The sequence below is a fragment of the Streptomyces gamaensis genome (assembly GCF_042656465.1).
In the GTDB taxonomy this organism is placed as follows: Bacteria; Actinomycetota; Actinomycetes; order Streptomycetales; family Streptomycetaceae; genus Streptomyces; species Streptomyces gamaensis.
The window spans coordinates 299,307-316,965 of sequence record NZ_JBHSPB010000007.1 but is presented as its reverse complement, the minus strand read 5'-3'; the positions used below and the strand labels follow the sequence as shown (position 1 = coordinate 316,965).

17 protein-coding genes are annotated in these 17,659 nt (G+C 73.5%); 6 read left to right on the top strand and 11 right to left on the bottom strand.

Annotation, left to right across the window (positions count from 1 at the left end; translation table 11 throughout):
- Positions 1-121 precede the first annotated feature (121 nt).
- Together ACFP1Z_RS14345 and ACFP1Z_RS14340 are read right to left on the bottom strand one after the other, a co-directional pair.
- Positions 122-799 carry a response regulator gene (locus ACFP1Z_RS14345; protein ID WP_390316606.1) on the bottom strand — a complete coding sequence of 226 codons (678 nt, stop codon included), beginning with the start codon at positions 797-799 and terminating at the stop codon, positions 122-124.
- Positions 796-2,010 carry a sensor histidine kinase gene (locus ACFP1Z_RS14340; protein ID WP_390316604.1) on the bottom strand — a complete coding sequence of 405 codons (1,215 nt, stop codon included), beginning with the start codon at positions 2,008-2,010 and terminating at the stop codon, positions 796-798. The genes ACFP1Z_RS14345 and ACFP1Z_RS14340 overlap by 4 nt, the downstream gene beginning before the upstream one ends.
- Positions 2,011-2,220: 210 nt before the next feature.
- On the opposite strand from ACFP1Z_RS14340, the gene ACFP1Z_RS14335 reads away from it, so the two are divergent.
- Positions 2,221-2,808: a hypothetical protein gene (locus tag ACFP1Z_RS14335; protein ID WP_390316603.1), complete on the top strand. Its 588-nt coding sequence runs from the start codon at positions 2,221-2,223 to the stop codon at positions 2,806-2,808.
- Here ACFP1Z_RS14335 and ACFP1Z_RS14330 read toward each other — a convergent pair.
- A complete protein-coding gene (locus ACFP1Z_RS14330; protein WP_390316601.1) occupies positions 2,805-3,377 on the bottom strand; it encodes a cob(I)yrinic acid a,c-diamide adenosyltransferase in 573 nt (190 codons plus the stop codon). The two genes, ACFP1Z_RS14335 and ACFP1Z_RS14330, sit on opposite strands and share 4 nt — an antisense overlap.
- Positions 3,378-3,699: 322 nt before the next feature.
- Between ACFP1Z_RS14330 and ACFP1Z_RS14325 the strand changes: the two genes are divergently transcribed.
- The 3 genes from ACFP1Z_RS14325 (at position 3,700) to ACFP1Z_RS14315 (ending at position 8,433) form a co-directional block, all read left to right on the top strand.
- Positions 3,700-4,548 (top strand): 3-hydroxyacyl-CoA dehydrogenase family protein, encoded by an 849-nt coding sequence (locus ACFP1Z_RS14325; RefSeq protein WP_390316600.1) that lies wholly within the window; start codon positions 3,700-3,702, stop codon positions 4,546-4,548.
- 171 nt (positions 4,549-4,719) lie between these two features.
- Positions 4,720-5,043 carry an STAS domain-containing protein gene (locus ACFP1Z_RS14320; protein ID WP_390316598.1) on the top strand — a complete coding sequence of 108 codons (324 nt, stop codon included), beginning with the start codon at positions 4,720-4,722 and terminating at the stop codon, positions 5,041-5,043.
- Between the two features lie 291 nt (positions 5,044-5,334).
- Positions 5,335-8,433, top strand: a complete 3,099-nt coding sequence (locus tag ACFP1Z_RS14315; protein ID WP_390316597.1) for a hypothetical protein — start codon at positions 5,335-5,337, stop codon at positions 8,431-8,433.
- A 145-nt stretch (positions 8,434-8,578) separates the two neighbouring features.
- On the opposite strand, the gene nucS is transcribed toward ACFP1Z_RS14315, so the two are convergent.
- A complete protein-coding gene (gene nucS / locus ACFP1Z_RS14310; protein ID WP_390316596.1) occupies positions 8,579-9,241 on the bottom strand; it encodes an endonuclease NucS in 663 nt (220 codons plus the stop codon).
- Positions 9,242-9,453: 212 nt separating this feature from the next.
- On the opposite strand from nucS, the gene ACFP1Z_RS14305 reads away from it, so the two are divergent.
- Entirely contained in the window at positions 9,454-9,846 is a 393-nt protein-coding gene (locus ACFP1Z_RS14305) for an SCO5389 family protein (protein ID WP_390316594.1), read from the top strand.
- A gap of 144 nt (positions 9,847-9,990) precedes the next feature.
- Here ACFP1Z_RS14305 and ACFP1Z_RS14300 read toward each other — a convergent pair whose 3' ends face one another.
- Positions 9,991-11,022: an LLM class flavin-dependent oxidoreductase gene (locus tag ACFP1Z_RS14300; RefSeq protein ID WP_390316592.1), complete on the bottom strand. Its 1,032-nt coding sequence runs from the start codon at positions 11,020-11,022 to the stop codon at positions 9,991-9,993.
- 204 nt (positions 11,023-11,226) lie between these two features.
- Between ACFP1Z_RS14300 and ACFP1Z_RS14295 the strand changes: the two genes are divergently transcribed.
- Complete coding sequence (locus tag ACFP1Z_RS14295; protein ID WP_390316591.1) at positions 11,227-11,559, top strand: ATP/GTP-binding protein; 333 nt, start codon at positions 11,227-11,229, stop codon at positions 11,557-11,559.
- 60 nt (positions 11,560-11,619) lie between these two features.
- On the opposite strand, the gene ACFP1Z_RS14290 is transcribed toward ACFP1Z_RS14295, so the two are convergent.
- The 6 genes from ACFP1Z_RS14290 to ACFP1Z_RS14265 all read right to left on the bottom strand — a co-directional run bounded on the left by ACFP1Z_RS14290 (position 11,620) and on the right by ACFP1Z_RS14265 (position 17,608).
- Positions 11,620-12,540: an ABC transporter permease gene (locus tag ACFP1Z_RS14290; RefSeq protein ID WP_390316590.1), complete on the bottom strand. Its 921-nt coding sequence runs from the start codon at positions 12,538-12,540 to the stop codon at positions 11,620-11,622.
- Positions 12,537-13,673: an ABC transporter ATP-binding protein gene (locus ACFP1Z_RS14285; protein ID WP_390316589.1), complete on the bottom strand. Its 1,137-nt coding sequence runs from the start codon at positions 13,671-13,673 to the stop codon at positions 12,537-12,539. Before ACFP1Z_RS14285 ends, ACFP1Z_RS14290 begins: the two co-directional genes overlap by 4 nt.
- Before the next feature lie 86 nt (positions 13,674-13,759).
- Positions 13,760-14,722: a hypothetical protein gene (locus tag ACFP1Z_RS14280; protein WP_390316588.1), complete on the bottom strand. Its 963-nt coding sequence runs from the start codon at positions 14,720-14,722 to the stop codon at positions 13,760-13,762.
- A complete protein-coding gene (locus ACFP1Z_RS14275; RefSeq protein WP_390316587.1) occupies positions 14,715-15,485 on the bottom strand; it encodes an ABC transporter permease in 771 nt (256 codons plus the stop codon). The genes ACFP1Z_RS14280 and ACFP1Z_RS14275 overlap by 8 nt, the downstream gene beginning before the upstream one ends.
- A 4-nt stretch (positions 15,486-15,489) precedes the next feature.
- A complete protein-coding gene (locus ACFP1Z_RS14270) occupies positions 15,490-16,500 on the bottom strand; it encodes an ABC transporter ATP-binding protein (RefSeq protein WP_390316586.1) in 1,011 nt (336 codons plus the stop codon).
- Between the two features lie 169 nt (positions 16,501-16,669).
- Positions 16,670-17,608, bottom strand: a complete 939-nt coding sequence (locus ACFP1Z_RS14265) for a coiled-coil domain-containing protein (protein WP_390316585.1) — start codon at positions 17,606-17,608, stop codon at positions 16,670-16,672.
- Between the last annotated feature and the right edge of the window lie 51 nt (positions 17,609-17,659).

The following is a 17,659-nucleotide window of genomic DNA, read 5'->3' as shown; positions in this document are numbered from 1 at the left end:
GCTCCTTGGCCGGTGTGGGGGGTTGATGCCGTCCGGACCTGTGGGAGCCCGCAAGGAGTGCGTTGTCGCGGACGCGGTCCGCACGGGTGTGAGGGGAGGGTAGAAAGGTCCGTACCAATGGTCAAGAGGTCTGGACCAGACCCAACTCCTGGGCGAGGACGGCCGCTTGGGTCCGGCTGCGCAGCCCCAGCTTCCCGAGCACGCGGCTCACATGCGTCTTCACCGTCGCCTCGGCCATGCCCAGGCACCGTGCGATGTCCGCGTTCGACAGCCCCTCGCCCAGCCGCGCCAGCACCTCGCGCTCGCGGCGGGTGAGCGTGTCGAGCACCGCCGGGTCCGGACCGCCCGGCAGCCGTACGCGCCCGGGGCGGGCGAACTCCGCGATCAGCCGGCGCGTCACCGCGGGCGCGATCAGCCCCTCTCCGGCGGCCACCGTCCGTACGGCCGCGACGAGTTCGGCGGCCTCGCTGTTCTTCAGCAGGAACCCGGCCGCCCCCGCGCGCAGCGCCCCGAAGACGTACTCGTCGAGGTCGAACGTGGTCAGCACGAGCACGTCGGCGAGCTGCCCGGCGACGATCTCCCGGGTCGCGGACACCCCGTCCAGGCGCGGCATCTGGATGTCCATCAGCACCACGTCCGGGCGCAGTTCGCGGGCGAGCCGCACCGCCTCCTCGCCGTCTCCGGCCTCGCCGACCACCTCGACGCCGGGCGCCGAACGCAGGATCAGCACCAGCCCCGAGCGTACGGCCGCCTGGTCCTCGGCGACGACGACCCGGATGTCCGCCCCGTCCACCGTCACGGCAACTCCTCGCTGTCCACGGGCAGATGCGCCCGTACCTCCCACACCTTCGTCCCGCCCTCCGGCGCCGGGCCCGCCGTCAGCCGGCCGCCCAGCAGGGCCACCCGCTCGCGCATCCCGACCAGCCCGGCCCCCGCGCCCGGCGCGCGCGGCCCCACGCCCTCGCCGAGCGCGCTGGTGACCCGTACCGTCAGCGGCCCGGGGCCCGCGCGGCGCAGCGCGACCGTCACCTCGCCGGGAGCCGCGTGCTTGACCGCGTTCGTCAGCGACTCCTGGACGATCCGGTACGCGGCCAGCTCGACCGGGGCCGGCAGCGGGTCCGGGCCGCGCTCGTCGCGCAGCGCGAAGGAGAAACGGCTGTCGCGGACGGCGGCCCGCGCGTGCGTGAGCAGCGCGTCGAGACCGTCGAGCGTCGGGGTGGCGGCGGGCTCGCCGGAGTTCTCGTCGGCCCGCCGCAGCACCTCGATGAGCCGGCGCATCTCCGCGAGCCCCTGCACGCTGTTCTCCCGGATGACGCCCAACGCCTCGCGGGAGGCGGCCTCTTCACCGATGGACAGCGCGGCCGTGGAGTGGATGGCGATGGCCGACAGATGGCCCGCCACCATGTCGTGCAGCTCGCGGGCCATCCGCGCGCGCTCGGCGCCGACCGCCTCGCGCCGGTCCAGTTCGGCCAGCAGCGCGGTCCGCTCCGCCGCGAGCCGCGCGGACTCGGCGGCGTCGCGGTGCGTACGGACACTGACCCCCGTCCAGGCCGGGGCGATCGTGATCGCGGCCATCACGAAGCCGATCATCAGCCCCTCGGGTCTGCGCATCAGGGCCAGCGCGAGCAGTGTCGCCACGAGCGTGGCGATCTCGCAGGCCCGGGGGATGCGCCGGGCCGCCGCGGGGCGTCCGTAGAGCACGCCCGCGTAGACCAGGTCCGTGTACATCACGATCGTCGCGATGAGCGTGCCCGTGCTCAGGTCCACCGCGAGCGCGCCCGTACCGATCGCCAGAGCGGTCAGCGGCGCCCGGCGGCGCAGCAGCTCCGCGCCCGCCATCACGGTCAGCGAGCCCAGCGTGAGCCACGCCGGGAGCCCGAACAGCGGTGGCCCGCCGTGCAGTCCGAGGGACCACAGCACGAGCCCGCAGAGCAGCCCGCCGGCCGCGATCAGGGCCTCGTCGCGGCCGAGGCGGCGCACCAGGGACAGCTGGGGGATCGGGCCGTGCATGGGTCCATCACAGCACGTCGCGGCGGGGGCGGTCGTCCCGCCCGGGGCCCTGCCGACCGCTGCCCGCTACATCGAAGGATGCAGTCGCGGATCCTCTCCCGCGACGACGAAACCGCCCGCGGCGGGGGAGAGGCTGGTGACCACGGACCGCCGGAAGAGCAAGCCGGGAGAACAGGCCGGGAAGAGCAAGGGGAAGGGGGGACGGGATCCGTGATCGTCACACTGATCGTCGTCTGCGAGATCGGGTTCTGGGTGCTGCTCGCCGCCGGACTGGCCCTGCGCTATCTGGCGCGCATGCCGCGCACGGGACTCGCGGTGCTGCTGGTGGAGCCGCTGCTGGAGCTCGTCCTGCTGGTCGTGACGGCGGTCGACCTGAAGAACGGCGCCTCCCCGGACTGGAAGCACGGCCTGGCCGCCGTCTACCTCGGCTGGTCCGTGGGCCTGGGCCACGCCACCCTCAAGTGGGTCGACGTCCGCTTCGCCCACCGCTTCGCGGGCGGCCCGCCGCCGGTGAAGCCGCCCAAGTACGGGGCGGCGCGCACCGCCCACGAGTGGCGCGCCGCCGGCCGCTGGTGCCTGGCCGCCGGCGTCGCGCTCGCCCTGCTGCAGGCGGCCGTCTGGTACGTGGGCGACGGCGGCGACACCGGCTCGCTGCGGGACTGGCAGACCAAGATGCTCATCGTGATCGGCATCAACCTGGCCATCGCGCTGAGCTACACGATCTGGCCCAAGCAGCCCCCGGGCGGGGAGGGTTCGGACTCCGCCGCGGGCCGCGAGCGGGAGCTCGGCCGGCGCTAGCGGTTCTCGCCCGGCACCCACAGGACGTCCCCGGCCTCCTTGTTGGCCGTGCGGGCGAGGATGAACAGCAGGTCCGACAGACGGTTGAGATAGGTCGCGGTGAGCGCGTTCATGCTCTCGCCGTGCTCCTCCAGCGCCGCCCACGTCGAGCGCTCGGCCCTGCGGACCACCGTGCACGCCTGGTGCAGCAGCGCCGCCCCCGGGGTGCCGCCGGGCAGGATGAAGCTGCGCAGCTTCTCCAGCCCCGTCAGGAAGCGGTCGCAGTCGGCCTCCAGACGGTCGACGTAGGACTGCTCGACGCGCAGCGGCGGGTGCTTGGGCTGCTCGACGACCGGCGTCGCGAGGTCGGCGCCGACGTCGAAGAGGTCGTTCTGGATACGGGTGAGCACCGCCCGGACCTCCTCGGGCAGCGCTCCCAGCGCGAGGGCCACCCCGATCACGGCGTTCGCCTCGTTGGCGTCCGCGTACGCGGCGATGCGCAGATCCGTCTTCTTCGTACGGCTCATGTCGCCGAGCGCGGTGGTGCCCTTGTCTCCGGTGCGGGTGTAGATACGCGTCAGATTGACCATGGTGACGAGCGTAAGCGCTCCGCCGCGCCCGCGCGGCGAGCCGCGCCCCGGAGCAGGTCCAACTGCTGTGCGGGGCACGGTTGATGAGCGAACCGCTGTTCCGTACTGTTCCGTAGTGTGACGTCCGTCAAACGGGACGTGACGCGCATCTCTTACCGCCCAACGGCGCCTCCGCTGCCGCTAAGGTCCGGCCATGAGCCGTGCACGACAGGCGCCATTTCCGTACACACCCGGTCAGAAGCAGGGCCGTGGAGGGCTGTGCGGTGACGGGCGGGTGCCGGCGTTCGTGTGCACCAGGTCCGCATGGGAGTAAGGGGAAGCAGTGGCCAGGAAGCTCGCCGTCATCGGGGCCGGACTGATGGGTTCGGGGATCGCGCAGGTCTCCGCGCAGGCAGGCTGGGACGTCGTGCTGCGGGATGTCACCGACGCGGCCCTCAAGCGGGGCACGGACGGAATCGCCGCCTCGTACGAGAAGTTCGTCGCCAAGGGCAAGCTCCAGGCGGCCGAGGCCGAGGAGGCCCTCGCCCGGATCACCACGACCACGGACCTGGACGCGGCCGCCGACGCCGATGTCGTCGTCGAGGCCGTCTTCGAGGACGTCGAGGTCAAGCGGGAGCTGTTCGCCGCCCTGGACGCCGTGGTGAAGGAGGAGACGGTCCTCGCCTCCAACACCTCCGCCATCCCGATCACCAAGATCGCGGCGGCGACCCGGCACCCCGAGCGGGTCGTGGGCGTGCACTTCTTCTCGCCGGTGCCCATGATGCGGCTGTGCGAGCTGGTGCGCGGCCACAAGACCAGCGACGAAACCCTCGCCAGGGCACGGGAGTTCGCCGAGGGCGTCGGCAAGACCTGCATCGTCGTCAACCGCGACGTCGCGGGCTTCGTGACCACCCGGCTGATCTCGGCGCTCGTCGTCGAGGCCACCAGGCTCTACGAGTCCGGGGTGGCCACCGCCGAGGACATCGACACCGCCTGCCGGCTCGGCTTCGGGCACGCCATGGGCCCGCTGGCCACCGCCGACCTGACCGGGGTCGACATCCTGCTGCACGCCAGCGAGAACATCTACGACGAGTGCCGCGACGGCAAGTTCGCGCCGCCGGAGATCATGCGGCGCATGGTGGACGCGGGGGATCTGGGCCGTAAGAGCGGGCAGGGCTTCTACCAGTACTGAGGGGGTCAGGGCTACCCGGTTCACTCAGCGGGGTGAATTAGGTATCGGTTCTCCCGCAAACGGCAACCTTGTCGTGTGAGAGGCAGTCAGTCCTTGAGAACTGTCTCCAGTCACACCCGCCACTGCGGGCCGTCGCGGGCCCGTTCTGACGCACCACTCCCGGGAGCGCATATGCACATCAGGGGCGACCACGCCGAACTGGCCGTCGGGGGCCGCCTCGACGTGCGCAGCGCGGCGGACGCCCGTGCGGTGCTGCACTCCGCCCTCGACGCGGGCCGCGGCGACCTGGTGCTCGACCTCACCGAGCTCGACTCCTGGGACGCCACCGGGCTCGGCGTCATCATGGGCGCCCACCGCCGCGCCGGGCGCAGCGGCCGGCGCCTCGTCCTGCGCGGGGTGCCGGACCGGATGCAGCGCCTCCTCGTCGCCACGCGACTGCACCGCATCCTCTCCATCGAGGGCGGTATCGCTGCGGAGTCCCTGCCCCGCGTGTGACGCCCGTGCCCCCTGGGGTACGGGCGTCCTCACGGCAGTTCGCCGCCCCGGTCCGTACGCGAATCCTCACGCGACGGGACGTCCCCGGGCGGCGAGCGGCCGTCGTGTTCGTGGATACTGTCCACAGGTCTTCAGGCTCGGTGTTCCCGCCCGCCGCGCAAGGCCGACAGAGCAAGCCCACAGGCACCGGACCGAGGCACCGGCCGGGTCGGTCCCCGGCCACCAGGGCCGAGGGAGTGCGGACAGGCCGGGAGGGCACGACGGCACGCCACGCATTTGGGGGCTTTGACCATGGACTCGACGAACCGACCCGAGGGATCCGGCGCCGAGGGCCGCGAGCCCGGCGCCGCGGGCCGCCCGCCCCGGGCCGACGCCCCCTCAGGGGCGGCCTCCCCGGGCGGGAGTGACGGGCGGGAGACACACGACGGCCGCGGCCCGTACAGCCCGGGGGAGACCCGGGGCACGCGCGGCGAGCGCGAGGAGGCGGCGCCGCGCGAGCCGCGCCCCGCCGCAGCGCTCCCGCGGTCCGGCGCGGCAGCCGGACCCGCCCGCGTCGTGCGGATCGTCGCCGGTGACCACCTCGTCACCGTCAACCCCGTCGACGGCAGCGAGATCGAGCCCTGCCCGCCCATGGAGCGCCCCGGCCCGCCCGCCCGGCACGGCGCCGAGGAGCGCGCCGAACGCGACCGGGCCGCCGCCCCGCCGCCGCCCGCCCGTCGCCCCGGCCCCCAACTGCCCCTGACCGCCCGCCAGGAGGAGCGCGAGCGGCTCTCCCGGCTGCTCTCGCGCGGCCGTTCCGTCCGGCTGACCGGACCCTCCGGCTCCGGCCGCACCGTCCTGCTCGACGCCGTCGCCGAGGACTGCGCCGGCCTCGCCCCCGACGGCGTCGTCCGTCTCGACGGCCGCGGACGCACCACGGACGACCTGCTCCACGAGCTGTTCGCCGCCGTCCACGCGGCCCCCCGCCACCGCCCCGACCACGACCGACTCCTCGCGCACGTCCAGGAGATCGGCGCCGTCGTCGTCCTCGACGACCTCGAATTCGGGGGCGCCGCGCTCGACGCGCTCCTCGACGCCACCCCCGAGTGCGCCTTCCTGCTCGCCGCCACCCCCGACGTCGCCGCCCCGTCCCCCGGCTCCCACCTCGAAGAGGTCTCCCTCGGCGGGCTCGACCGCACCCACTGCCTGGAGCTGCTGGAACACGCGGTGGACCGGCCCCTCACCGACGAGGAGGCCCGCTGGGCCGCCGACCTGTGGTTCGCCTGCGACGGGCTGCCGCTGCGCTTCGTCCAGGCCGGGGCGCTGCTGCGGCAGCGGGATGCGCTCGGCGCGCGGGAGGGGGCGCTTGATGCGCACGGCGTCTTCGCGGAGTGCGCTTACGCGAAGGGCGCGGACGCGTCGGGTGCCTCGGGTGCCTCGGAGACCTTGGGCGCCGCGGATGCGTTGGACGCCTCGGGTACGTCGGGCTCCTCGGGTGCCCCGGACGCTTCTGGTGCCTCAGGCACGTCGGACGCCTCGGGTACGTCAGGCACGTCGGGCTTCTCGGGCACGTCATCCACCTCGGATGAGCTGGACGCCTCGGGGGCCTCGGGGGCCTCGGGGGCCTCGGGTGTGTCGGGCGCGTCATCCGCCTCGGGCACGTCGGAGACCTTGGGCACCTCGGGTGCCTCGGGTACGTCGGGTGCCTCGGGCTCGGGTACGTCGGACGCTTCGGGCACCTCGGGTACGTCGGGTGCCTCGGGCTTGGGCACGTCGGACGCTTCGGGCACCTCGGGTGCCTCGGACATCGAGGACGTGGCAGCTGCCACGCCGCCGCTGCCCGCCGTCGCGGAGGCCGCCGCCCCCGCCGCGCTGCTCGCCGCCCGCCTGTCCACCGCCGCCCGCGACACCCTGCGGCTCGCGCTCGCGCTCGGCGGCGAGGTCCCGCACCAGGCCCAACTGCCCGCCCTCGTCGGCGAAACCCACGCCGACACCGTCATCGGCGAACTCCTCGACCACGGGCTCGTCACCGCCGCCGGCGCCCGCTACCGGCTCGCCGCCGGCGTCGCCGAGCAACTCGCCGCCGCCGGCCACGCGCAGGGCTCCGCCGAGCGCGCCCTCGCCGCGGCCCGGCACTACACCTGGTGGGCCGGCCACCCCTCCGTCGAACCCGCCCGCGCCGCCGCCGAGGCCGACACCGTCCTCGCCGCGCTCGCGGCGCTCACCGGCGAGGGCCTCGCCGGGCACCCCGACGACGCGGTGCCCCTCGCCCGCGCCGCCGCGCCCGCCTTCGCCGCCGCCCTGCACTGGAACGCCTGGGAGCGCGCCCTGCGGTACGGGCAGGAAGCCGCCCGACTCGCCGGAGAAGCCGGCGAAGAAGCCTATTTCCACCACGAGTTGGGCATCCTCGCCCTGTGCGCCGGCGACCTGGAACGGGCCCGCGCCGAACTGGAGACGTCCATCGCGATGCGTGGCGCGCTCTCCGACCAGCGCGGCGCCATAGCGGGACGCCGCGCGCTCGCCCTGGTCGCCGACCGCTCCGCTCCCCGCACCCCCGCCACGGGACCGGTCCGTACGGGCGCCGCGGCCCCCGCCGTGCCGCCCGCCCCGCTGCACGGCGCGCCCAGCGGCCGTACCCGCGCGGGCGAGGAAGTCCCGGCCGCCCGCAGCGAACAGTCGGCGCCGCCGCCGGCCGCCGACCCCGACAACGTCAGCACCGCCGTCATCAACAAGATCGTCCCCGGCGGGCCGAAGAAGCCGGCCGGCGCGGCCACGCCCACCGCGCGTCCGCCGTGGCTGCGCAAGCTCGCGGCCGCCGGCACCCGGCGCAATCTCGCCGCCGCCGGAGCGGGCGTCGCGCTCGCCGCCGTGCTCGGCACGATCGTCGCCCTCGGCACCGCGTCCGGCGGCGGCAACGGCGGACCGCCCGCCGACAGCGGCGTCAAGCCGGACCGCTCCGCCTCCCGGCAGGACAACGGCCCGGACCAGCTGACCGCCGACGAACCCGTGCGCGGTGGCAGCGGCCACCGTCCGCTGCCCGGCGCACCCGGAAAGCCGGGCCACAGCGCCGGCCCGAGCGGCCCGGCGACGCCGCCCGGCCCGTCGGGCAGCGCCCTGCCGCCGGAGGAGCCGGGCGGCAGCGGCCGACCCTCACACGGTTCGTCCGCTTCCTCCGATCCGGAGGAGCCGGGCGGGGAGCCCTCGCACGGCTCCTCCGGATCGCGCTCGCCGTCCGGCGGGGAGAGCTCTGGGCCGTCCCGGCCCTCGCCCAGCCGTAGTACGGGGGGTGGGGGCAGTGAGACGCCTTCGACCAAGACGCCGGTGCCGCCGACGCGGCCGTCTTCTGGGGGCGACCACACGTCGGCGAGCGGCTCCACGGAGGGGACGCCGGGCTCTCCGTCGGGTGCGTAGGGCCGTGTCCGGGTGCGGGTGGGGCGCCTGCGGCGGGCTTTCCCCTCCCCGCCCCTTCCCGAAACTGGGGCTCCGCCCCAGACCCCGGTCCTCAATCGCCGGACGGGCTTGATTTTCAAGCCCGTCCGGCAATTGAGGACGCCCCCTAGAAAAGCCTGAGCTTGTCGTCCTCGATGCCGCGCATCGCATCGTAGTCGAGGACCACACACCCGATCCCCCGGTCCGTGGCCAGGACCCGCGCCTGCGGTTTGATCTCCTGCGCGGCGAAGACGCCGCGCACCGGCGCGAGGTGGGGGTCGCGGTTGAGGAGTTCGAGGTAGCGGGTGAGCTGCTCGACGCCGTCGATCTCGCCGCGTCGCTTGATCTCGACGGCCACTGTGCCGCCGTCCGCGTCCCGGCACAGGATGTCCACCGGGCCGATGGCCGTCATGTACTCGCGGCGGATGAGGGAGTAGCCCTCGCCGAGGATCTCGATCCGGTCCGCGAGGAGCTCCTGCAAGTGCGCTTCCACGCCGTCCTTGATGAGCCCGGGGTCGGTGCCGAGCTCGTGGGAGGAGTCGTGCAGGATCTCCTCAAGATTGATGATCAGCTTCTCGCCCGCCTTGTTGACGACGGTCCACACGTCCCCGTCGCCCTCCTTGAGCGTGCACGGAGGGGACATCCAGTTGAGGGGTTTGTAGGCGCGGTCGTCGGCATGGATCGACACGCTGCCGTCCGCCTTGATGAGGATCAGCCGCGGCGCGGAGGGGAGATGGGCGGTGAGCCGCCCCGCGTAGTCCACGGAGCAACGGGCGATGACGAGACGCATGGTGGGCAACGCTACTCGACTCGGGGCACCCGACGCGATTCGCCCCCGTCGGTCCCGTTCGGGGGTGGCTGGTTGTCGGTCCGCTGTCCTGGTGCGCCCGCAGTGGCCGAATTACCGTTGAAGCGGGCGGTCGTCGTACAGGTACGGGGCGTCGTCGTCCGCTCGCCCGTCCCGTGAGACCTCGCTCACGCGGGGTCGCGAGAGGAGAACCCATGTCGCTCGACGTCTCACCGGCCCTTCTCGCACAGGCCGAGCGAGGCGAGGTCGACGAAGCGGAGTTCGTCGACTGCGTCCGGACCTCCCTGCCGTACGCGTGGGGGGTGATCAGCTCCCTGGTGGACCGGCTCGGCACGGACGGTGGCGGGTTCGCGGACAACCGGACCCCGCCGCCGGACGAGCAGGCCCGTGGACAGCTGCTGCGAGCCCTGGCGAGTGACGCGATTCGCGGTGCGCTGGAGCGGCACTTCGGGGTGCGGCTCGCATTCCAGAACTGCCATCGAGTTGCCGTATTCCCGCTCGACGGCTCGGCAAACGACCGGCTGGCGCGCTTCATCTCGGTCCGCGGCCAGTTACTGAACCAGTCACCGGAGCTCAGGGACTGCTGAGTTGCGTGTGCTGCCGCTCCGTACGGGAGGTGCGAAGCAGTGCGGGAGCGGCAGCTCCGCGCCGGCGCCGGGTCCGGCCGGCACACAGCGGGACGGGCGGCAAGTGCGGTCGGGCGACAGCGAGTTGCGGGAACGGGCGCCGGGTCAGCGCAGCAGCGGCAGGACCTCGGTGCCGAGGCGGCGGAGGTTCTCCTCCGTGGCGGAGAGATCACCCGAGCCCTCGGCGAGAAGGGCGAAGCGGGTGATGCCGGTGCGCTCGGCGGTGGCCGCGAGGCGGTCCGCGCAGAGCCGGGGGGCGCCGACGGGGTGCAGTTCGCACAGGAGCCGGGTGTACGCGAAGGGGTCGCGCATACGGCGCGGCCGGCCGTCGACGGTCACATGGGCGGCGAGCCCCTGGTGCAGCCAGCCCGGCATGGCCTTGGCGAGGGTCTCGGCCGCCTCCTGGCGCCGGTCCGCGATCTGCACGACCCCGGCCGCGACATGGCGGGCCGCCACGGCCGCGACCGTCTCCGGTGAACTCCCCGCCGCCAGCGCGCACTTGCGCCACAGGGCGACCATCTCCGCCTTCTCCTCGTCGCCGGAGTGCATGCCCAGGAGCATCGGCAGCCCCCGTACGGCCGCCAGTTCCACGCTCGCGGGCGAGGTGCAGGCCACCATCACGGGCGGGCCGGAACGATACTCCAGATCGTCCGGCCGGGGGACGACGGGCACTTCACGGAAGGAGAAGCGCGGCCCGCACGCGCTCACCCGCGGCTCGCGCAGCCAGCGCAGCAGCAGGTCGAGGGAGTCGGGGAAGCCCTCCTCGTACGCCGCGAGGCCCGCGCCGAAGACCTCCAGGTCCACCCACGGGCCGCCCCGGCCCACGCCCAGGGTGAACCGGCCCTCGGAGAGCAGATGCAGCAGGGCCGCCTGCTCGCCGAGGGCCACCGGATGCGCGGTGGGCAGCACGCTCACCGCCGTGCCGACCCCGATGCGCTGCGTACGCCCCAGCAGCAGGGCGGCCAGCGTCACCGCCGACGGGCACACCCCGTAGGGCACGAAGTGGTGCTCGGCCAGCCAGACCGCGTCCAGCCCGGCCTGCTCGGCGACGACCGCCGAACGCACCGCGCGATGCAGTGCCTCCCCATGGCCCTGGCCCGGGAACTGGGCGGCCAGGACGAATGCTCCAACGCGCATCGCTCTTGACTCCTCGCTGCGACCGACGCGGCCTCCCCCACCCGGAATCAACGCCTGACACGTGCCATGGGCACGGCCGTCCGTGAAGTTTTCATGATGATCACAACGCTTCCGGTGGTACGGGCGGGACGACCGCCCGACGTCGTGACAATGCCGCGTACCCTGGTCGCGGCCCGTAGCTCCCATGAACCCCCGAGGTGCCCCGTGTCCCCGCGTCGAAACCGCCCGCGAGGCGGCGCCGAGAAGCGATCAGACCCGACGCGCGCGGAAGGCGGCGACCGCTACGGACTGGAGACCACGGTGAGCTGGCGCGGCGAGGAGTGGGCCGTGCGCACCATCGGCGGCGGCGCGGCCACCAAGCACTACCGCTGCCCGGGCTGCGACCAGGAGATCCCGCCGGGAGTGCCGCACCTGGTGGCCTGGCCGCAGTACGGCGCCGGAGTCGACGACCGGCGGCACTGGCACACGTCCTGCTGGAACGCGCGGGACCGCCGGGGCGCGAGGCTCCAGCGGTCCCGTAACGCGCCGCGCTACTGAAGCGCTACTGAAAGCCGCGCTGCTGAAAAAGCGCGCGGGCGCTTCGTACCCGGCCCGCGGTCAGGCGTCGCGGCGCGTCAGCGTCGCGCAGGCCGCGGTGAGCGCGGCCGCCGCCACGGCCAGCATGAGCCACACGGCGTCCCAGCCGGTGAGCGGGCCGCCGCCACCGGGCCCGCCGGACCCGGAATCGGACCCGTAGAGGCTGAACAGCTGGTAGGGGATGGAGTACTCGATGAGCGCCTGGCGGAGGTCCATCAGGCTCTCCGCGTACATGAAGGCGCCCGCCACCATCGGCAGCAGCACCAGACCCAGCATCGCGGTGATCGCCCCGGCGGAGTGCCGCAGCAGCGTGCCCACCGCGAGGGCCACCAGGCCCACGAGCCCGGTGAAGACACCCGTGCCCAGCGTCGAGCGCAGCCACTCCCCGCCGGTCGGTTCCGCGAAGCCGCGGCCGTCGAGCAGCGCCACGGAGACGGCGCCGGTCACCGCCACCGCGACCGTGGTGACGACGGTCACCAGCAGGAAGTAGACGATCGCCTTCGCGGCGAGCACGCGCGTACGGTCCGGGCAGGCGGTGAACGTCGTGCGCACCAGGCCCGTACCGAACTCGGACGACATCGTCAGCACCCCGAGGGTGATCACACAGACCAGGCCCAGCAGCGTCCCGAACACGCTGTAGGCCAGCGGTGTCGTCCCCTCGGTCACCGCCGCGTCCGAGGCGCCGACCGCCGCCGCGAACAGGATCCCGATGCCGATGATCAGGACGGCCTGCACACCGAGCGTCCACATCGTCGAGCGCAGCGACCGGATCTTGGTCCACTCGGCGGCCACGGCGTCCCCGAGGTGCGCCTTGCGCAGCGGGATCGGCGAGGTGTAGCCGCCGAACGGCGCGGCACCGGGCCAGTGCGGCTGCGCGGGCCGGGCCAGGGGGCCGGCGGGGGGCTGCGGCGTGTGCTGCGGCTGGGGGGCGGGGGCGGTCATCGGGCGTCCTCGCTGTCGGGGCCGGAGAGGGCGGGGGAAGCGTCGGCGGACGGCGCGGCGCCGGGGCTCCGGGGCGGCTCGGAGGCCGTCGGCCGCGGGTCCTGGAGCCGGTCCTGCCGGTGCGGGGCGGCCGGGGCACCCCAGTCCTGGGGGACGGCCGCCGGCGGCGCGTAGGTGTACGGCTGCGCGAACTGCTGCAGCCCGGCCCGCTGGTCGGCGGTCGAGCGGTAGTCCACCGCCGACTGCGTCATGCGCATGTACGCCTCCTCCAGCGACGCCTGGTGCGGGGAGAGCTCCCACAGCCGGACCTCCGCGCTGTGCGCGACCTCGCTGATGCGCGGCAGCGGCAGGCCCATGACCCGCAGCGCCCCGTCGGTCTCGGCCAGGACGTGCGCGCCCGCCTCGACGAGCGCGGCCGTCAGCTTCTCGCGCAGCTCCGGCTCGGAGTCGGGGGTGCGCACCCGCGCGAAGTCGGCGGAGTTCGCGGAGATGAAGTCCTTCACGCTCATGTCGGCGAGCAGCTGCCCGCGCCCGATGACGATCAAGTGGTCGGCGGTGAGCGCCATCTCGCTCATCAGGTGCGAGGAGACGAAGACCGTACGGCCCTCCGCGGCGAGGGCCTTCATCAGGTTGCGGACCCACAGGATGCCCTCGGGGTCGAGCCCGTTGACCGGCTCGTCGAACAGCAGCACCTGCGGATCGCCGAGCAGCGCGGCCGCGATGCCGAGCCGCTGGCCCATGCCCAGGGAGAAGCCGGCCGGGCGCTTTCTGGCGACGTCCTGCAGGCCGACCACCGAGAGCACCTCGTCGACGCGGCGGGCCGGGATGCCGGCGTGCTGCGCGAGCGCGAGCAGGTGCATACGGGCGCTGCGGCCGCCGTGCACGCCTTTCGCGTCGAGCAGGGCGCCGACCATGCGCGGGGCGTTCGGCAGCTGCCGGTAGGGGTGGCCGCAGACGGTCACGTGCCCGGAGGTGGGGGCGTCCAGGCCGAGGATCATGCGCATCGTCGTGGACTTGCCGGAGCCGTTGGGGCCCAGGAAGCCGGTCACGGCGCCGGGCCGCACCTGGAACGACAGATGGTCCACGGCCGTCTTGGCGCCGTAGCGCTTGGTCAGGCCGACTGCCTCGATCATTCTCCGCCCCTCGCGAGCTCTGCGTGGAAACAGGGGGCGTGAGCCCCGTAAGCCTTAGAAGCTTAACGAGGGGCTGACGGTTCCCGTTAGGGGAGATTCCCGATATGTGAGCTTTGTCCCGATGGTGGGGCGGTGGCCCCGGGGAAGCCGCGCACCGGCAGCGTCCAGCCCAGCTCGCCGAAGATCCGCTTGCCCGCAGCCCGCACCGCCTCGTCGGCACGCGCCCGCGCCACCCAGCTCTCCGGGTCCGCCCCGAGCAGCGCGCGAAGCGCGGGGGAGGCGGCGAGCAGGGAGGCCAGCAGGGCGCGCTGCCCGCCGGCCGGCCGGGGCCGGCCCGGATCCGCCGGATCGGCCAGGACGCCGTGCCGGCTCACGTAGAGGTACGCGCCGTCGAGCCGCTCCCCGGAGGGCAGCTCCACGGGGAAGGCGTCCCCGGGCAGCAGGACGCGCCGGTAGTTGTGCTCGGTGGCGTCGACGGCCGCCAGCTGTCCGGCGTCCAGCCAGCCGAGGACCAGCGTCGAGACCGCCTCCGGCGCCGCGAAGGGGGCGGCGGCCACATACCCGTTGACCCCGATGTGCGCCGAGCAGCCGACCGACACCCCCCGCACCCGGACCGGCACCAGCGGCACGACGGCGGAGCGGGCGCACCGGGTCAGCTTGTGCCGCAGCTGGGCGGGGGAGGCGTTGGAGCCCACGGCGAGCACGGGGCGGCGCTCCCCGCACGGCGGGGCGCCGAGCGCGGCGAGGGCCTCGTCGAGAGCGGGCTCGCGGGCCGCCGCCGGAGCGTACGGGCCGTACGCGTCCACCACCCGCCAGCCGCCGAGCCGGCCCGTCCCCACCCGCAGCGGCAGCAGCTCCGGCCCGGTGAGCAGGGAGGGTTCGGTGACCGGACGGCCCGGATAGGACAGCGGCCGCTCGGCGGGCACGTCGGTGAAGCCGAGGGCTTCCAGCCTGCGGTCGTTCGTGGCGGCCCTCCCGGAAGCGGGGTCCAGGGCCGCACGCGGCTCCCCGCCGCTCCCGGTCGCCCCGCGCTCGCGCGGGCTACGCATCGCGCCGCTTGAGCACCGTGTACCCCCCGGCCAACGCCGCCACCACCCACAGCACCATGATCGCGAAGCCTCCCCACGGCCCGTACGGCGCCTGGTCGCCGGCCGTGACGACCTGCATGACCTTGTGCCCGGCCTGGTCGGGAAGGTACTGCCCGACCTTCCTGGTCGCCGGGACATTGCCCAGGACCGTCGAGATCAGGAAGAAGAACGGCATGAGAATGCCGAGCGAGAGCATCGGACTGCGCAGCATCGCCGCGACACCCATCGAGAACACCGCGATCAGCGTCATATAGAGCCCGCCGCCGATCACCGCGCGCAGTACTCCCGGCTCGCCCAGCGACGTACGGTGAGCGCCGAGCATGGCCTGGCCGACGAAAAAGGCCAGAAAACTCGTGACCATGCCGACGGCGAACGCGATCACCGTCGCCACACCGATCTTGCTGAACAGAAAAGTCCCGCGCTGCGGAACCGCCGCGAGCGAAGCCCTGATCATTCCGGTGCTGTATTCGTTGGAGACCACCAGCACCCCGAAAACGATCAATGCGAGCTGGCCGAGACCCATCCCCGCGAAACTCGTGAACGTCGGATCGAATGTGATCTTGTCCCCGGGGGACAGTGAGTCGAAGTCGGCTTTGGTCAGCGCGCTGATGAGCGCGCCGAGCGCGACCGTGACGACCAGGGCGAGGCCGAGCGTCCACACCGTGGACCGCACCGACTTGATCTTCGTCCATTCCGAGCGGAGGACCTGCGTCACCACGGCCATCGCCTCACGACCCCTTCTTCCGCCAGTCCGCGCCCCAGCCGGCCCGGGGCGCGGGCGGCGGCGCCGAAGGCTGCCCGGGAGCACCGGCAGCTTGCGGAACGGAGAGCGGATCGGTGTGCGCGTGGTACTCCACCGACTCCGCCGTCAGCCGCATGAACGCCTCCTCCAGCGAGGCCTGCTGCGGGCTCAGCTCGTGCAGCACCAGCTGGTGCCGCGCCGCGAGCTCGCCCAGGTGCGCGGCGTCCTGGCCGTCGACCTCCAGGGCGCCGCCCGCGGTGGTCACCGCGGTGATCCCGGCGCCCGTCAGCACGTCCAGCAGCCGCTCGTGCTCCGGCGCACGCAGTCGCACGTAGGAACGGGAGTTGCGGGCGATGAAGTCGGCCATCGAGGTGTCGGCGAGCAGCCTGCCCTGCCCGATGACCACGAGGTGGTCGGCGGTGAGCGCCATCTCGCTCATCAGGTGCGAGGAGACGAAGACCGTACGGCCCTGGGCCGCCAGATTCTTCATCAGGTTGCGGATCCAGTGGATGCCCTCGGGGTCGAGCCCGTTGACCGGCTCGTCGAACAGCAGCACCTGCGGATCGCCGAGCAGCGCGGCCGCGATACCCAGCCGCTGGCCCATGCCCAGGGAGAAGCCCTTGGCCCGCTTCCTCGCCACCGACGTCAGGCCCACCGTGTCCAGCACCTCCCACACCCGGGAGCGCGGAATGCCGTTGCTCTGCGCGAGACACAGCAGGTGGTGGTAGGCGCTGCGGCCGCCGTGCACGGCCTTGGCCTCCAGCAGCGCGCCGACGACCCGCAGCGGATCGCGCAACTGCCGGTAGTGCCTGCCGTCGAGGCGGACCTCACCGGCCGTCGGACGGTCCAGATCGAGCATCATGCGCATCGTCGTGGACTTGCCCGCGCCGTTGGGCCCCAGAAAGCCGGTGACGATCCCGGGCCGCACGGTGCAGCTGATGCCGTCCACGGCGAGCTTGTCGCCGTACCGCTTGGTCAGACCGTCCAGCTCGATCATTCAGCCACGGTAAGGGCGGCCGTCGTGCTCCGCCACCGGTGGCGAGGGCTCCGCCGGTGGTATCGGAGCGGGCGGCCGGAGCGGGGCGGGGCCGACGCCCCGCATGCCGTCGAACAGTCAGGGCCGCACAGGGCTCACCGGGCACACGGGACGCCGACGCGAGGCCCGCTCAGCGGCTCTGCTGGGCCGGGACGCCGCGCGTGATCGGCTCGTCGTCACCCGGGGCACCCGCCGCGGCCACCGCCGCGCCGGTCAGCGTCGCCAGCATCTCGCGGACATTGGTCAGCTGGGCGTTGATGCTGTCGCGGCGGTTGGTCAGCGCCGCCAGCTCGCGCTCGGACTCGCTGCGGATGCGGTCCGCCTTGGCATTGGCGTCGGCCACGATGTCCTCGGCCTGCCGCTGCGCCGTCTCCACCGTCTGCCGGGCCCGCCGCTCGGCGTCCGTCCGCAGCTTCTCCGCCTCCAGACGCAGCTGCTCGGCCCGGTGCTCGATCTCCGCCAGCCGCTTCTCCGCCTTGGCCTGGCGGGCCGCCAGGTCACGCTCGGACTGCTCGCGGCGCTTGGCCAGATTGGTCTCGAAGTCCGCGGCCGCCTGGGCGGCCTTCGCGCGGGTCTCCTCGAAGAGGGCGTCCGCCTCCTCGCGCTTGGACTGCGCGTCCTTCTGCGCGTCGGCCCGCAGCGACGCGGCGTCGCCCTTGGCCTTCTCGACGATCCGGGCGCCCTCGTCCTCCGCCTTGGCCTTGCGGTCGGCGGCGAACGCCTCGGCGTCGTTACGGACCTGCTGCGCCGCCGACTCCGCGAGCTCGCGGTGCTGCTCGGCCGCGCGACGGGCCTCCTCACGAAGATCCTTGGCCTCTTCCTCGGCCAGCCGCAGGATCTTCTCGACCCGCGCGCCCAGCCCCGCGTACGACGGCTCGGCGTCGTTGACCTGGGCCTGGGCATTCTGCGTTTCGAGATGGAGCTCTTCGATGCGCTTTTCCAGAGAAGTGATCCGTGCCAGTGCGCTGTCACGGTCGGCGACGAGCTTGGTAATACGGTCGTCCACCTGGCCGCGGTCGTATCCACGCCGCACGAGCTCGAAGCCGAAGGGGGAGGAAGTGTCGCTCATGGGGTTCCTGTCATAAGAGACCGGTGAGGTGATAGAGGGAATCCTAGGGGC

What these genes read in the sequence shown, in the direction of transcription:
- ACFP1Z_RS14340 (WP_390316604.1), bottom strand. Translation starts at nt 2,010, where the DNA reads ATGCACGGCCCGATCCCCCAGCTGTCCCTGGTGCGCCGCCTCGGCCGC.
- ACFP1Z_RS14330 (WP_390316601.1), bottom strand. Translation starts at nt 3,377, where the DNA reads ATGGTCAATCTGACGCGTATCTACACCCGCACCGGAGACAAGGGCACC.
- ACFP1Z_RS14320 (WP_390316598.1), top strand. Translation starts at nt 4,720, where the DNA reads ATGCACATCAGGGGCGACCACGCCGAACTGGCCGTCGGGGGCCGCCTC.
- ACFP1Z_RS14315 (WP_390316597.1), top strand. Translation starts at nt 5,335, where the DNA reads ATGGACTCGACGAACCGACCCGAGGGATCCGGCGCCGAGGGCCGCGAG.
- nucS (WP_390316596.1), bottom strand. Translation starts at nt 9,241, where the DNA reads ATGCGTCTCGTCATCGCCCGTTGCTCCGTGGACTACGCGGGGCGGCTC.
- ACFP1Z_RS14305 (WP_390316594.1), top strand. Translation starts at nt 9,454, where the DNA reads ATGTCGCTCGACGTCTCACCGGCCCTTCTCGCACAGGCCGAGCGAGGC.
- ACFP1Z_RS14300 (WP_390316592.1), bottom strand. Translation starts at nt 11,022, where the DNA reads ATGCGCGTTGGAGCATTCGTCCTGGCCGCCCAGTTCCCGGGCCAGGGC.
- ACFP1Z_RS14290 (WP_390316590.1), bottom strand. Translation starts at nt 12,540, where the DNA reads ATGACCGCCCCCGCCCCCCAGCCGCAGCACACGCCGCAGCCCCCCGCC.
- ACFP1Z_RS14285 (WP_390316589.1), bottom strand. Translation starts at nt 13,673, where the DNA reads ATGATCGAGGCAGTCGGCCTGACCAAGCGCTACGGCGCCAAGACGGCC.
- ACFP1Z_RS14280 (WP_390316588.1), bottom strand. Translation starts at nt 14,722, where the DNA reads ATGCGTAGCCCGCGCGAGCGCGGGGCGACCGGGAGCGGCGGGGAGCCG.
- ACFP1Z_RS14275 (WP_390316587.1), bottom strand. Translation starts at nt 15,485, where the DNA reads ATGGCCGTGGTGACGCAGGTCCTCCGCTCGGAATGGACGAAGATCAAG.
- ACFP1Z_RS14270 (WP_390316586.1), bottom strand. Translation starts at nt 16,500, where the DNA reads ATGATCGAGCTGGACGGTCTGACCAAGCGGTACGGCGACAAGCTCGCC.
- ACFP1Z_RS14265 (WP_390316585.1), bottom strand. Translation starts at nt 17,608, where the DNA reads ATGAGCGACACTTCCTCCCCCTTCGGCTTCGAGCTCGTGCGGCGTGGA.